Source organism: Streptomyces sp. 11-1-2 (genome assembly GCF_003595545.1).
GTDB classification, from domain to species: domain Bacteria; phylum Actinomycetota; class Actinomycetes; order Streptomycetales; family Streptomycetaceae; genus Streptomyces; species Streptomyces hygroscopicus_B.
The window spans coordinates 60,016-74,209 of record NZ_CP022545.1 but is presented as its reverse complement, the minus strand read 5'-3'; the positions used below and the strand labels follow the sequence as shown (position 1 = coordinate 74,209).

12 protein-coding genes and 3 pseudogenes are annotated in these 14,194 nt (G+C 68.7%); 10 read left to right on the top strand and 5 right to left on the bottom strand.

Annotation, left to right across the window (positions count from 1 at the left end; genetic code table 11):
* Positions 1 to 9: 9 nt before the first annotated feature.
* Positions 10 to 543 (bottom strand): hypothetical protein, encoded by a 534-nt coding sequence (locus CGL27_RS00320; protein WP_119983734.1) that lies wholly within the window; start codon positions 541 to 543, stop codon positions 10 to 12.
* A gap of 361 nt (positions 544 to 904) precedes the next feature.
* Positions 905 to 1,939, bottom strand: coding sequence for a hypothetical protein (locus CGL27_RS00315; protein ID WP_162952819.1), 1,035 nt, complete (start codon positions 1,937 to 1,939; stop codon positions 905 to 907).
* 323 nt (positions 1,940 to 2,262) lie between these two features.
* Between CGL27_RS00315 and CGL27_RS00310 the strand changes: the two are divergent.
* A pseudogene (locus CGL27_RS00310) lies at positions 2,263 to 3,121 on the top strand (IS5 family transposase).
* A gap of 186 nt (positions 3,122 to 3,307) precedes the next feature.
* On the opposite strand, the gene CGL27_RS00305 reads toward CGL27_RS00310, so the two are convergent.
* Positions 3,308 to 4,495, bottom strand: coding sequence for an IS701 family transposase (locus CGL27_RS00305; protein WP_119994171.1), 1,188 nt, complete (start codon positions 4,493 to 4,495; stop codon positions 3,308 to 3,310).
* A 189-nt stretch (positions 4,496 to 4,684) separates the two neighbouring features.
* Here CGL27_RS00305 and CGL27_RS00300 point away from each other — a divergent pair, with 189 nt between their 5' ends.
* The 8 genes from CGL27_RS00300 (at position 4,685) to CGL27_RS00265 (ending at position 12,616) form a co-directional block, all read left to right on the top strand.
* Positions 4,685 to 5,191: a recombinase family protein gene (locus tag CGL27_RS00300; protein WP_119983732.1), complete on the top strand. Its 507-nt coding sequence runs from the start codon at positions 4,685 to 4,687 to the stop codon at positions 5,189 to 5,191.
* A 279-nt stretch (positions 5,192 to 5,470) separates the two neighbouring features.
* Positions 5,471 to 5,809: a YciI family protein gene (locus CGL27_RS00295; RefSeq protein ID WP_119994170.1), complete on the top strand. Its 339-nt coding sequence runs from the start codon at positions 5,471 to 5,473 to the stop codon at positions 5,807 to 5,809.
* Positions 5,806 to 7,023, top strand: a complete 1,218-nt coding sequence (locus tag CGL27_RS00290) for a sigma-70 family RNA polymerase sigma factor (protein ID WP_119983731.1) — start codon at positions 5,806 to 5,808, stop codon at positions 7,021 to 7,023. The genes CGL27_RS00295 and CGL27_RS00290 overlap by 4 nt, the downstream gene beginning before the upstream one ends.
* Positions 7,024 to 7,138: 115 nt before the next feature.
* Positions 7,139 to 7,633 carry an SRPBCC domain-containing protein gene (locus CGL27_RS00285; RefSeq protein WP_119983730.1) on the top strand — a complete coding sequence of 165 codons (495 nt, stop codon included), beginning with the start codon at positions 7,139 to 7,141 and terminating at the stop codon, positions 7,631 to 7,633.
* Positions 7,634 to 7,662: 29 nt separating this feature from the next.
* Positions 7,663 to 9,057: an MFS transporter gene (locus CGL27_RS00280; RefSeq protein ID WP_205587566.1), complete on the top strand. Its 1,395-nt coding sequence runs from the start codon at positions 7,663 to 7,665 to the stop codon at positions 9,055 to 9,057.
* Positions 9,058 to 9,061: 4 nt separating this feature from the next.
* On the top strand, positions 9,062 to 9,352 hold the full coding sequence (locus tag CGL27_RS00275) for a hypothetical protein (RefSeq protein WP_162952818.1): 291 nt from the start codon (positions 9,062 to 9,064) through the stop codon (positions 9,350 to 9,352).
* Between the two features lie 56 nt (positions 9,353 to 9,408).
* Complete coding sequence (locus CGL27_RS00270; RefSeq protein ID WP_119983728.1) at positions 9,409 to 11,298, top strand: DUF4158 domain-containing protein; 1,890 nt, start codon at positions 9,409 to 9,411, stop codon at positions 11,296 to 11,298.
* The gene (locus CGL27_RS00265; protein ID WP_119983727.1) at positions 11,279 to 12,616 is read left to right on the top strand and encodes an NADH-quinone oxidoreductase subunit D; all 1,338 of its coding nucleotides are present in this window, start codon (positions 11,279 to 11,281) and stop codon (positions 12,614 to 12,616) included. The genes CGL27_RS00270 and CGL27_RS00265 overlap by 20 nt, the downstream gene beginning before the upstream one ends.
* Positions 12,617 to 12,987: 371 nt before the next feature.
* Here the strand turns inward: CGL27_RS00265 and CGL27_RS00260 are convergent.
* A pseudogene (locus CGL27_RS00260) lies at positions 12,988 to 13,399 on the bottom strand ((2Fe-2S) ferredoxin domain-containing protein).
* Positions 13,396 to 13,764: pseudogene (locus tag CGL27_RS00255) on the bottom strand (heavy metal translocating P-type ATPase); the annotation flags it as partial. The pseudogenes CGL27_RS00255 and CGL27_RS00260, both read right to left, overlap by 4 nt.
* Between CGL27_RS00255 and CGL27_RS00250 the strand changes: the two are divergent.
* Complete coding sequence (locus CGL27_RS00250) at positions 13,739 to 14,155, top strand: hypothetical protein (RefSeq protein ID WP_162952791.1); 417 nt, start codon at positions 13,739 to 13,741, stop codon at positions 14,153 to 14,155. The pseudogene CGL27_RS00255 and the gene CGL27_RS00250 overlap by 26 nt on opposite strands.
* Positions 14,156 to 14,194: the final 39 nt, after the last annotated feature.

The following is a 14,194-nucleotide window of genomic DNA, read 5'->3' as shown; positions in this document are numbered from 1 at the left end:
CCGTTCAGCTCAGCACATGGTGACAGTGGCCGTCGCATCCGCGATGTGAGCGGTCTGGAACCCGGGCCTCGCTTCGAGTTGCCCGTCCCTGCCTACCCGCACGAGTGTTGCTTGGACACCGCTGGTGCGGAAGGTGTACTCACCGGGGCCCTGGCAGTAGAAGCGGAAGGGCACGGAAGTCACCGCACCGTTCATGGAGACGTCAAGGCCGAACTGCTCCGACTTGATGACTTCATCCCCCTTGCGAATCTCGAACTGACCGGAGATCAGGCACCGGCTCGCGTTCCAGCCGATTGTCTGACCGGCGTAGCACTTCACGTCGGCGGAGCCGTTGGCCCCGCCGTAATCGCCGAGGCAGATCTTCCAGTCCGCAGCAGTCCAATTGTCGGAACTGCGGTTGTCGGTCTTGCTGGAGCATCCCTCGACTGAGAGACGGGAACCGGCGGCCTGGGCGGCAGCGGCGCCTGTCGCGGGTACGAAGAGACCTGCCAGCAGAACGCCGGCCGCAGCGGTCGAAAGCCGCTTTCCTGCGAGGAGTTTCATGCCTCATAGGTAGTGGCTGACGTCGCCTCAACGGGACCCCCGCCGGGACGACGTCACTCGTACGAGCCGCCCACACCACCTCCGGGAATGAAGCCGCAGCTCACCGCGAAGAGACGCGCGCTGGCGCGCGCCGCAAGGGCTCACCCTCGAAGATCACTACCGTTTGCGGATGGTGACAGCGTTCTTACCGGCACCCCGCGTACCGGCGGTCCGCTCTGGCTCTACTGGGCCGTACGGCGGCCGCGCAGGCCGCCGAGCGGGCCCGGCCTCGGGCTGCGGAGCAGCTGCTGGCCGTGTTCAGGGGCGAGGACGTCGTCAATGCGGGATGTGTCGGCGACCCAGGCTGCGGCGGTTGGTCAGGTCAGTGGCATTCGGAGGGAGTACTGGTGCCGTCGTCGAAGACGACAGTCAGGGGCACGGTGCCGCTACGGATGGTGGTCGTGAGATCGTGCGCCAGCCGCCTGTACACGGCGCCCGAGAGGGCCCAGGTGCTGTCATCCTTCCCGTACTTCGCATTCTTGGTCTGGGTGTCACGCATGGCGATCAGCACGCCGATGACGGAACGGCCGGACAGAGTGATCCGCAGCCGCTCGTCTCCTTGCTCGGAAGGGGCGGCCGGGGCACGGAAGTGAGGAATGTCCGCAGCATGTTCCTGGATGAAGTCCCACATGTCGCGGTGGCAGATCAGGTGCACGCTGCCGACGGTGGCCGCGGTGCCGAGCACGTTGTCGTGTTTGGCGAGCGAGCCGCGAACGTTGTCGTTGTCGCTCGACGGGGCGGCATCTGCATCCGGCGCAGGGGATCCGGCGGCAGGTTGTGTATGTGCGTCTGGGTGCGCATCAGCGACTGCGTCGGCGGCGGCCCGTCGCTGAACAGCGTCTTCGGGCCCGGCCTTGGCCTGATGGGGGTCGGGCGGTGGTGCCGCTTCGGTGTTGCCGGTCTCAGCGGTCTCGTTCGTGGAAGTGGTGGTGTCCGGCTCCTGCGGGAAGCTGGTGCCAGAGTGTTCATCTGGGTCTGGCTGCTCCGGCGTCCGGTCATGGGCCGGGCTGTCGACGCTACGAGCAGGCGGGGCGGTGGAGGCGCCAGGCAGACGGGCGAAGAGGTTGTCCACCGTGGTGCGCAGGTCATGGACGACACGCGACAGGTCGGTCACTTCCTGACGCAGTCCAGGAAGCGACTTGTTGATCTCCGAGAGCGAAGTGGAGGCGCTGTTGACGCGGTTGCGTGTTTCCCGATTGTCGGCGTGGAGATCGGATACGGCCCTCCGCTCCCGAACATGTCCCCAGCCGCCAGGTAGGTCTTGATCGCGCTCGGGGATCTTCGCTGAGATGTCGGAATTAGAAGGTTTGGCGACACCCACGCGAAGAACGCCGAGACGGCCAGAAGAACCGGACATCAGGGAATGAAACACCCCGCCGGGCGGTCCGGTCCGGGTGTTGATTGACGACAGGAATTCCCGACAGATAGAACAGGGCTCCGTACAACGAGGAGCGCCCGGTGCGGATCGTCTACTCCCGCTCGTCCACCGCGACCCAGTCACTGCTCCGGCAGCGGCACATCCTCACCGAGGCCGGCCTGCTGGTCCGGACCGAAGGAGTCGCCGAGGGATTCCACCCGGCCGAGGGAGTACTGCTGTTCGAAGACCCGGCGACCACCTCCAAGATCCCCGCACTAGGGTCCGTCTTCAAAGATCATCGGATAGTGGATCATGGCTGGGTGATACGCCGCCATGAACTCACCGATCAGGAGTGGGAGTTACTCGCTCCGCTCATACCGCGGGCCGTGACGGGACGGCCACGTGTCTCGGACCGGCAGGTCATCAACGGGATGGTCTACAAGATCCGGACCGGGATCTCCTGGCGTGACCTGCCGGAGCGCTATGGACCGTGGAAGACGGTGTACACCCGCTTCCGCCGCTACGCCCTGGACGGCGTGTTCACCCGGGCACTGCAGCAGATCCAGGCCCGCGCGGACGCGGCCGGCGACATCGACTGGCTCGTCCAGGTCGACTCCACCATCGTGCGCGCCCACCAGCACGCCGCCGCCACCGGCCGAAAAGGGGGATCCACCGGCCGGACGAACCAGACGATCACGCCCTCGGTCGATCCCGAGGAGGGCTGACTACCAAAATCCACCTCTCCTGTGACGGCAAAGGGCGCCCGCTCGCCATCCTGCTGACACCCGGGCAACGCCACGACAGCATCTGTGCACGGACCCTCCTGGAACGCATCCGCGTCCCGCGCACCGGCTTGGCCGACCCCGCCGCCGGCCCGACCAAGTCATCGCCGACAAGGCCTACAGCTCCCGCGGCTTCCGCGCTTACCTGCGCAAACGCGGAATCGCCCACACCATCCCGGAGAAGACCGACCAACGGCGACACCGCTGTAACCGAGGTAACCGCGGAGGTCGCCCACCGGCGTTCGACCGGCAGATCTACCGACAACGCAACGTGGTCGAGCGCTGCTTCAACCGGCTCAAAGGCTTCCGCGGAATCGCCACCAGATACGACAAGACCGCCACCTCCTACGAAGCAGCGGTCAGCCTCGCGTCATTCCTGCTCTGGGCAAGATCCGTTTGAAGACGGACCCTAGTACTGCAGCAGCGTTTCGCTATCTGGCCTGGTCAGAGGTGTCGTCCGGAGTGTAGTGGGCTGGTGGTGTGTCAGGGGCGGTCTTGCCGGAGTGCCCCTCCAACGAGTGGAGTCGTCGCCGGTAGTGGCAGTGGCGGGCGACGAGCTGGCGCCTGCGGCGCCAGCGTGACCAGTTCAGCATGTGCGCGCGAAGCGACCGGTCGGGTCGGCGGTTGCCGGTGAGGCGAGGCGCCAGGAGCCGCCGGACTTCTGCCACGGTGAGCGGAGCCAGGGGGCCGGAAGCGTTTCTGCACCCCCCTTTGCTCCCGCGTCGGCCGCCATGACCGCGAGGTAGGCATGGGCAAGCATGGCCAGGGTGATGTGCCGGTACCAGCCGATGTAACGGCGGACCTCGTACTGGTCCAGGCCGCACTCGTTCTTCGCGGCCTGGAAGCACTCCTCGATCTGCCGGCGCATCCCGGCGATCCGCACCAGGTCGGCCACCGCGGCCTCCCGTGGGGCGTAGGCGAGGAAATACGCGATCTGCTCGGGCTTGCTGGGATTGCGGCGGGCCAGTGCCCACCGCCGACGGACGGGAACATCGCCCTGGTAGTCGAACTCGGCCACCGTGGGCAATTCCAGTGCCGCCCAGTGGTAGAGCCGCGGCCCCTTGGCCCCGTCGCCGCACGAGATCGGCTCCCATGCCTCCACGGGGGCCTGAGCGAAGAGGTGGTCGATGCGCGGGCCGAAGACCTGCTGGGACTTGGGCACTGCGAGCACATAGCCGAGACCGGACTGCTCCAGCAGACGGCGGAAGCGTCCCTCTTGCCCGTAGGCGGCGTCCGCGGCCACCCAGGCGAGGGGGAGATCGGAGGCCAGGGCACGCAGTACGAGGCGCTTGGCCAGCTCTCCCTTGGTGGCGAAGCCGCGTTCGTCGGGGACTTTCGCCGCCCGGCAGCGCTCGCGGTCGTCCGTCCACGACCTGGGCAAGTACAGCTCCCGGTCCGCCAAAGCCCGTCCGGTGCTGGTGGCGTAGGCGGCGAAGACACCGATCTGGCAGTTCTCGGTGCGGCCGGCGGTGCCGGAGTATTGGCGCTGCACTCCGGCCGAGGTGGTGCCCTTCTTGATGAAGCCGGTGTCATCGATGACGAGCACCCCGCCGTCATCGCCGAGGTGCCTGGCGACATATGACTGCAGGTCGTCGCGGACGTCGGCGGCGTTCCAGGTTGCTCCATTCAGCAACCGCTGGAGGCCATCGGGGGTGCGATGCCCGGCGAACTCGGCCAGTTGCCAGCCGTTCTTGCGGCCGACAGGGGCGAGCAGGCCCCGCACATAGTCCCGCATCCGGCGCCGCAGGTCGGCACGGCCAAACCGGTGGCCGATGCAGAGGAAGAGGTCGTCGAGTTCTCGTTCCCAGGCCGCGTCCGCATGTTCGTCGATCACGTTGGGAGGCTGTCCGTATCACAGCCCGGCCATTTCCCCGATCCACTCGTTGGAGGAGCGGTCCGGCAAGACCGCCCCTGACACACCACCAGCCCACTACACTCCGGACGACACCCCTGACCAGGCCAGATAGCGAAACGCTGCTGGAGTCTAGAACGGCCCGCGTTCGCCAAGGTCGCCTCCGCCGCCCACCCCGGCGACACCCTCACAGTCTCAGAGCTGTTCCGGCTCTGCCGCGACCTGATGGACATCCACGCCGTCCGGGACTGGTGCCAGGCCCGCGGCGTCGTGCTACGAGTCCTGTCCGGGCCGCTGTCCAACTTCCACGACCTGGCCGCCGACGACGCCACCACCGCCCTGATCATCAACGTGATCACCGCCGTCGGGCAGTTCCAGCGCGACCTGCAAAACGAACTAACCGCCGAAGGGATCGCCGCGGCCGAAGCCGAAGGCCGCTACCGCGGCCGGCCACCCGCACTCACCGGAGACCAGCTCGAGGAAGTGCGGGCGGCGTTCCGTGACCAGGGCGCCTCGATCGCGAGTCTCGCGCGCGAGCATGGGGTGAGCCGAGTCGCCGTGCGCACCGCACTGGCCGACCTGCTGCCCGGCCCAAGGACCCCGCCCCCTCAGTCCTGATCGCAGATGGGCCACCCGCATCCGAACGGTGGACGGCGGTAACTCCGCCCGAACCGGCTCGCTATCGTCGTTGGCCGTTCGGTTGCTGCTCACGGGCCTCGACCCTTGGGATCTGGCTCAAAGTCCGTGAAGCGGTCACGGAGCGTGGTCTCATCGCGAGTACTCGGATCAGCCCGGCGCGGGTCTATACGATCAACCGTGATCCCGGTGGGGCGGAGGCCGATCGTTGGCAGAGGTGTGGCGTTCGAGCGGATCAGGCGGGTCGGGCATAGTGGCCTCATGAAGTATGTGTTCCTGATCTGTGACGATGAGAAGGTGTCGCCGACCATGGAGGAGATTGCGGCGGACCCGGCGCATCAGGCGTATGGGGCGGAGGCAGATCGGCGGGGAGCCAGTTTCGTCGGTGGTGCGCGGCTGCGTCCGGTGGCGGATGCGACGACGGTCCGTGTCCGTGATGGGGAGACGCTGGTGTCCGATGGTCCGTTCGCGGAGACGAAGGACTTTATCGGCGGTATTGACATCATCGAGTGCGTCGATCTGGATGAGGCGATCGCGATCGCGGCACGGCACCCCTACGCGAGCCGGGGTTGTGTCGAGGTCCGCCCCGTCTGGGAATGACCGCGCCGGAGGCGGTTCGTGTCGCGGTCGATGCGGCGTATCGGAACGAGTGGGGCCAAGTGGTCGCCACGCTGATCGGGCTGACCGGGAACTGGGACCTGGCGGAGGACTGCGCGCAGGACGCGTTCGCCGCCGCGTTGGCGACGTGGGGGCGTGATGGGATTCCGGATCGTCCGGGGGCGTGGCTGACGACGACGGCACGTCACCGAGCGACCGATCGGCTGCGGCGGGACGCAACGGGGGCGGCGAAGTTGCGGCAGCTTGCTGTGCTGGAGCGGGATCCCGTCGAGCCGACGGCGCAGGAGATTCCGGACGAGCGGTTGCGGCTGATCTTCACGTGCTGCCATCCCGCGCTGCCGTTCCCTGCCCGGGTCGCCCTGACGCTACGGACACTGGCGGGGCTGAGCACGGGTGAGATCGCCAAGGCGTTCCTGACCGCCGAACCGACGATGGCGCAACGCTTGGTCCGCGCCAAGCGCAAGATCGTCGAGGCCGGGATCCCGTACCGGGTTCCACCGGCGGAGCTCCTGCCGCACCGGCTGACCGCCGTCCTCGCGGTGCTGTACCTGATCTTCAACGAGGGCTACGACGAAGAAGACGGGCGCAGGGCGCTGGCCGCTGAGGGCGTCTACCTCGCCCGGACGCTGGTCCGTCTGATGCCGGCCGAGCCTGAGGCGCGCGGCCTGCTGGCGTTGATGTTGCTGCTCGAGGCCCGCCGCGCGAGTCGCACTGACGACGGCGTGCTGGTCACGTTGGAGAACCAGGACCGATCCCAGTGGGATCGCGCGCTGATCGCCGAAGGCCTTACGACGCTCGACGAAGCGCTGGCCATGCGGCGCTCCGGGCCGTACCAGGTGCAGGCCGCGATCGCCGCCTGTCACGCCACGGCGCCCGACGCCGCGGCCACCGACTGGCCGCAGATCGCCGCCCTCTACGCGGAGCTCACGCGGATGGCGCCATCTCCCGTGGTGGAGCTCAACCGCGCCGTGGCGGTCGCGATGGCCGACGGCATCCCCGCCGGACTCGCCCTCGTCGACGAGCTCGCCGAGTCCGGCGAGCTCGATGGCTACTACCTGCTGCCCGCGACACGGGCCGATCTCCTGCGCCGGGACGGCCGCCGCGCCGAGGCCGCGACGTCGTATGAGGAGGCGCTGCGACTGGCGCCGACCGACGCCGAGCGCCGCTATCTGGCGGGTCGTCTTTCCGAGCTCTGACCAGCACAAAGGCCATCGCGGCCGAATTTTTCGAAAGTTCTTCCCGGTCGATGTCGATCCCGGGCGGCCTCCTTCGTCGGTGGGGCGAAACCCACCGAACAGAGGGGCACCAGCAATGTCGGACACCGAGTACCTGACCGCCACCATGACCATCGACCGGACGCCGGAGCAGGTCTTCGAGGCCATCACCAACGTCCGCGGCTGGTGGAGCGAGAACCTCATCGGCCACTCGGCCGCCCTGTACGACGAGTTCGTCTTCACCGACGACAGCGAGTACGCCGGTGAGACCGCCCGAGCCAAGAAGGGCCTCCGTTTCGCAAGGTTCGAAATCACCGAGGTCGTGCCCGGTCAACGGATGGTCTGGCACGTCGTGGACTCCGACAACACCGGCCTCGACGACCGCGGCGAGTGGACCGACACCAGCGTCATCTTCGACATCACCACCGGCGCGCAGGGCACGACGTTGCATTTCACGCACGAAGGCCTCACCGCGGCCGAATCCGCCTGCTTCGAAGCGTGCTCGCGGGCCTGGGCCTTCTTCATCACCGAGAGCCTGCCGCAGCTGATCACCACCGGTGCGGGCCGGCCCATCGCGGGCTACCGCCGGTGAACCGCCACGAGGTGAAGGACACCGAACCCATGTCCGCCATGCAGAGCACCGTGGAGACCACGCGCCAGACGAAGGCGGGCCCGCACCAACGGCTCGTGCTGGTCCTGGCGTGCACCGCCCAGGCGATGGTGGGCCTCGACATCGGCATCGTGAACGTGGCCCTGCCCTCGATCCAGCGAGACCTCGGCGTCAGCCAAGGCAGTCTGCAGTGGGTCGTCGTCGCGTACGGTCTCCTGCTCGGCGGATTCCTCCTCGTCGGTGGCCGGATGACCGACCTGCTGGGGCGGCGTCGCATCCTGCTCGCCGGCCTCGGCTTGTTCACCGCCGCGTCGCTGACGGCGGGCTTGGCACAGCACATCGGCGTGCTGATCGCGGCCCGTGGGCTCCAGGGGCTGGGCGGCGCGCTCATCGCACCGGCGGTCCTGTCGCTGCTGGCCGTCACCTTCCGCGAAGGGCGGGAACGCAACCGGGCTCTCGGCATCGCCGGAGCCGTCGCCGGAGTAGGCGGAACGGTAGGCGTTGTCGCGAGCGGTCTCATCGCCGGCGGCCCGGGCTGGCGGTGGGCGTTCTTCATCAACGTTCCCACCGGCCTCGCGCTCATCGCACTCGCCATCGCCTGCCTCGCGGCCGACGAGCCCCGCGGCCGTTCCGGGCGGCTCAACGTCGCAGGTGCCAGCACGGTGACCGGCGGACTGCTGACATTCGTCTACGCACTCCACCATGCCTCCATCCACGGATGGACCTCCGCCGGCACCCTGGCGTGGTTCATCGCGGCCGCCGTGGTGATGGCCGTGTACGTGTGGTCGGAGAAGCGTTCACCGGCCCCGCTCGTGCCGGCCAGGGCGCTGCGGAACCGCACGCTCGTCGCGGCGAACCTCACCGCGCTGCTCGCGTTCGGCGCGTTCTTCTCGTTCATCTTCCTCGGATCGCTGCTGATGCAGCAGGAACTCGGCTTCTCGCCGACGCGTACTGGTCTGGCGTGGCTGGCCACGACAGCGACCGGGTTCGGGGTCTCGTGGGCTGCCGGCCGCCTCGCGGCCGCCGTGGGTGTCCGCCGCCTGCTGGTCACCGGCCTGATGCTGTTGACCGTCGGAGTGGTGTGGCTCACTCGGGTCCCCGCCGGCGCGGACTACCTCACCGACCTGCTTCCGACGTTCCTGATCGCCGGAGTCGCCGTCGGGATCCTGGGGCCCTCGCTCCAGATCGGCGCGCTGTCCGGTGTCACCGAATCCGAGTCAGGACTCGCATCGGGCTTGATCGAGACAATGCGCGAGATCGGCGCCGCGGCAGGCGTCGCCGCGGTATCAACGGTCCTCGTAGCCGGAACCGGCCTCGACGGTTTCCACACCGCATTCGCCGCTATCGGTATGCTCGCCGGTCTCGGAGCCATCACCGCGGCAACTGGCTTCCGGCGCGGTACCTAACCGGTTGCCGCCCCGGCCTGCGCCCGCACACGCTGGACGCGCGCTCGCCTTCGACCGCCTCGCCTGGGCCACGGCCCGGGCGGGCGACAGCCAGGCCAGCATGCGCGCGCTCGGCGAGGCCGCGGCCGCGCTCGATGTGGCCACCGCCGACGAACCCGCGCTCTTCTACTGGGTCGACTCCGGCGAGCTGCAGGTCATGGAGGCGCGGGTGTACACCGAACTGCGGCGGCCGCTGCGGGCTATCGGCCCTCGGGGAGTATCCGAACGGAAATTAGCGGTAGCGGAGCGATCTTGATTCCGGTTCGGTGACGTGCCTGTTTTGCCTGGTCAGCGGGCTCTACGGTCCTCGGCATGCCTGTTGAGTACCTGTCTGCTGACCAAGAGGCCCGCTACGGCCGATTCGCCACGGAACCCTCTCCCGGGGAGCTGGAACAGTTCTTCCGACTGGACACGAAGGCCCTCGGTCTGGCGCGGGTGAAGCGCCGTCCGGCGACGAGGTTGGGGTGGGCGGTGCAGTGGGGGACGGTGCGGATGCTCGGCACCTTCCTGACCGAGGACCCCACGGCGGTGCCGGCCGCCGCGGTGCGGTTCGTCGCCGAGCAGCTTGGCATCGCCAACGAGCACTTCGCCGAGTACGGGACGCGCGCGCAGACCGCGTACGAGCACGCGTGGGAGATCCGTGACGAGTACGGCTACCGGGACTTCGCCGCGGGCGAGGCGGAGCTGCGGGGGTTCCTGGCGGCGCGGGTGTGGTCGTCGCTGGAGGGGCCGCGCGCTCTGTTCGACCGGGCGGTGGTGTGGCTGGTGAACAACCGGGTGCTGCTGCCCGGCATCACGACGCTGGTCCGGATGGTGGCCGCGGTCCGCCAGGAGGAGAACGACCGGTTGCACGCCGTGCTGTACGAGGCGGTCCTGTCCGACTTGCGCACCGGGATGGTCCGGCTGCTGGAGGTGCCGGAGAGGAAGCGGATCTCGGAGCTGGAGCGGCTGCGGCTGGGCCCGATGCGGGTGTCGGGCAAGGCCATGGAACTGGCTTTGGAACGTGCCCGCGAGGTACACGGCCTGGGCGCCGGCGCGGTCGACGTCGGGCGGGTCCCGGCCGCGCGGATGACCGGGCTGGCCCGGTACGGGCTGTCCTCGAAGGCGCCGACGCTGAAGAAGCTGGAGGTCACGAGGCAGACCGCGACGCTTCTGGCGGCTGTGCGGCACCTGGAGAGTGCGACGGTGGATGACGCGCTCGATCTGCTGCACGCTCTGATGGCCACCAAGCTGCTGGCGAAGGCCGAGCGGATGGGCAACGACGCCAAGCTCAAGGCGCTGCCGCAGCTGAGGAAGGCGGCGAAGAAGGTCGCCGCGGCGGTCGACGTGCTGATGACGACGCCGCCTGCGACCGAGGCGGGCGAGGTGGTCTCCGTGGCGGACGCGTGGTCGGCGATCGAGGCGGTCGTTCCGCGCGAGCAGTTGGCCGCGGCGCTCGCCACGATCGCCGCGGTGGTCCCGGATGGCGACGCGGAGTGGCGGGCCGAACTGGTGGCCCGCTACGGCACGGTGCGCGGGTTCATCCGCCTTCTGGTCGAGGTCATCGACTTCGGCGCGGTCGAGGCCGGCGCCCCGGTGGTGAAGGCGCTTAAGCAGTTGCCGGACCTGATCGGCCGCAAGAAGGTCGGCGCCGAGGAGGTCTCCACGGAGCTGGTGACCGGCTCGTGGCGGCGGCTGGTGTTCGCCGGCCCCAATCTGCCTCACGGCCTGGTGGACAAGGCGGCGTACTCGTTCTGCGTCCTGGAGCACCTGCACCGCTCCCTGCGTCGTCGGGACGTGTTCGCCACCGGGGGCGACCGCTGGGGCGACCCCCGGGCGAAGCTGCTGGCCGGGGAGAAGTGGAGGGCGGCTGAGCCGAGGGTGCTCACCGCGCTCGGGCTGGAGAGCGAGCCAGCCGGGCATCTCGCCGAACTCGCCTCCGCGCTGCACGCCGCGTATGTTCAGGTCGCCGCCGGGCTGCCGGGCAACAGCGCGCTTCAGGTGGTAGGCGGGAAGGAGAGCAGCAGCAGCGCGGTGAGGAGCTGGAAGATCGCGTACAGGGTGCCGGGGGCGGCGTTGTGGGCCAGGTCCAGGACGGGTGGGCATTCCTGCCGAAGATGCGCAATTCTGGATGATGTGTCTGGTCGCGCGCAGCCCGCACACGCGGACGCGATCGGCGACCACAGCGGAGGTTCTACAGCCGATGAGCAGCCCCGAGCATGAACCGGCAGGCGCCCGCGACACCACCGAGGGTCACACCTACACGATCACCGGCGGCGACTGGGACGAGATCTTCTCCGCGGCGGAGAAGGCGGACGACGAGCGGATCATCGTCAACATGGGTCCGCAGCACCCGTCCACGCACGGTGTGCTGCGGCTGATCCTGGAGATCGACGGCGAGACGGTGAAGGAGGCCCGCTGCGGCATCGGCTACCTGCACACCGGCATCGAGAAGAACATGGAGTTCCGCAACTGGGTCCAGGGCACGACGTTCGTGACCCGCATGGACTACCTGATGCCGCTGTTCAACGAGACGGCCTACTGCCTGGCGGTGGAGAAGCTGCTGGGCATCACCGACCACATCCCGGAGCGGGCGAGCGTCATCCGCGTGATGATGATGGAGCTCAACCGGATCTCCTCCCATCTGGTCGCCGTGGCCGCAGGCGGGATGGAGATCGGCTCCACCACGCTGATGGTCTACGGCTTCCGTGACCGCGAGGTCATCCTCGACATCTTCGAGCTGGTCACCGGCCTGCGCATGAACCACGGCTACGTGCGGCCCGGCGGGCTGGCGCAGGACCTGCCGCCCGGCGCGCTGGACGATATCCGTGAGGGCGTGAGGCTGCTGCGCTCGCGGCTGCCCGAGTACGACAAGCTCGCCACCAACAACCCGGTCTTCAAGGCCCGGCTGATGGACGTCGGCTATCTGAACCTGGCGGGCTGCATGGCGCTGGGCGCGACCGGCCCGATCCTGCGGGCCACCGGCCTGCCGCATGACCTGCGCAAGTCGCAGCCGTACTGTGGCTACGAGGGCTACGACTTCGAGGTCGAGACCGCCGACACCTGCGACTCCTACGGGCGGTTCCTGATCCGGCTGCACGAGATGGAGCAGTCGCTGCGGATCGTCGAGCAGTGCCTGGAACAGCTCACGGGCGGCGGCGGCGAGGTAATGGTCGCGGACAAGAAGATCGCGTGGCCGGCCCAGCTGGCGCTCGGCGCGGACGGGCTCGGCAACTCGCTGGACCACATTCGCAAGATCATGGGCGAGTCCATGGAGGCGCTGATCTACCACTTCAAGCTGGTGACGGAGGGCTTCCGCGTCCCGCCGGGGCAGACCTACACGGCGGTCGAGTCCCCCAGGGGCGAGCTGGGCGTGCACGTAGTCTCCGACGGCGGCACGCGCCCCTACCGGGTGCACTTCCGCGACCCGAGCTTCACCAACCTGCAGACGATGGCCGCGATGTGCGAGGGCGGGCAGGTCGCGGACGTCATCGTCGCCGTGGCCGGCATCGACCCGGTGATGGGAGGCGTGGACCGGTGAGAGCCATCGCGTGACCGTGGTTGACTCGTCCGCCCGTTCCCCGACTCCGGCGACGGCTGCGGCGACCCTTGGGCACCCGACCGGCATCACCGGACCTGTGGCCCTCGGCCCCTTCGGGGTGCCTTTAACGAGCGGCGAACCAGGTGACAAGTAACCCGCCAGTAGCCTTCAGATCGAAGGGGCGGGCTTTTGTCCTGTCTGGGGCCGGGGCCCGGGGAACGGAACGGGAAACCGGTGTTGCTGTCAGGAGTTTTGACGGCGGGTCTTTCTGTGCTGGCCAGGACCGTTTCGACCGCCTCTGAGGGGCACGGCCGTGATACGAGAGGGTGCCGACCATCAGAGATGGGCGGCACCCTCGTGAGCGGTTCGGTTCAGTTGTCGAGTGCCTGCCGGATACGGCGGGAGGGGCTGAAGGTGTAGAGGTCGAGGATGTCGGGCGCCTGCGTGAGGCCGGGGCCGCCCGCTTCGATCCAGGCGGTAATGTCCCGCGACGCGTCCGGGTCGTTCACCAGGCCGAGCCAGACAGGGCGTCCACCGGCTTTGCGGCCCTCGGCGGAGGGCTGGATGACGATCACGTTGGCCTGCTCGCAGGCGTCCAGGCAGTCGGTGGGCCGGACGTTGGCCACTCCGGTCAAGGACTTAGCGCAGGTCGGTCAGCTGGGCACGGTGGTTCAGGCCGCGGACTTTGGGGGTGCCGCAGCAGCAGCCCCGGCAGACCGTGACGGTGCAGCGGGACGCCGCCCCCTGTGCGGGGGCGACGGTTTTGGGAGTGCGGCGGCTCACTTGCCGTCCTCGGCTCCGGCTCGCTTCCACGCGGCCTCGCGCAGCAGCCGCAGACCGTTGAGGCCCACGATGACCGTGGAGCCTTCGTGCCCGAGGACACCGAGCGGCAGCGGCAGCGTGAACGCCAGGTCCCAGATGACCAGGCCGGTAATGAACGCTGAGGCGATCACCAGGTTCTGTACGACGAAGCTGCGGGCTCGGCGGGAGAGGGCGACGACGGTGGGGACGGTGGCGAGTTCGTCGCGCATGATCACCGCGTCGGCGGTCTCCAGGGCGAGGTCGGAGCCGGCGCGGCCCATCGCGATGCCGGTGTGGGCGGCGGCCAGCGCGGGGGCGTCGTTGACGCCGTCGCCGATCACCAGGACCGCCTCGACCCACCCCGACCTCGGCGGCCCGTATGCCCTCCGCCGGGCGGCTCCCCACCGCTTCACCCTCACCCCGCGCGCGGACGTGCTCACCGACCAGCAGATGAACTGGCTCCACCCCGCCAAGCACGACGACCGATGGCGCGGGCCGCACAGGCCCCTGCAACGCGACGTCCTCAGCGACCTATACGCCAAGATTTTGTTCCGTGCGTTCTACGACGGGTGCGTCTCCGCGGAGGACCAGGGCTCGACGGAGCGGGCCGCCGCCATCGCCGGGCTGATCGACACCGGACTGCTGATCCTCATCGAGGACGGCAGCGCCGTCCTGTCCGACGACGTCCGGTACGGCCTCCGCGACCTCGACGCCAACGAGACTCCGTCTACCTACTGATAAGGCTCATGGCAGAACCACTGACATCCAGTGGCAGAA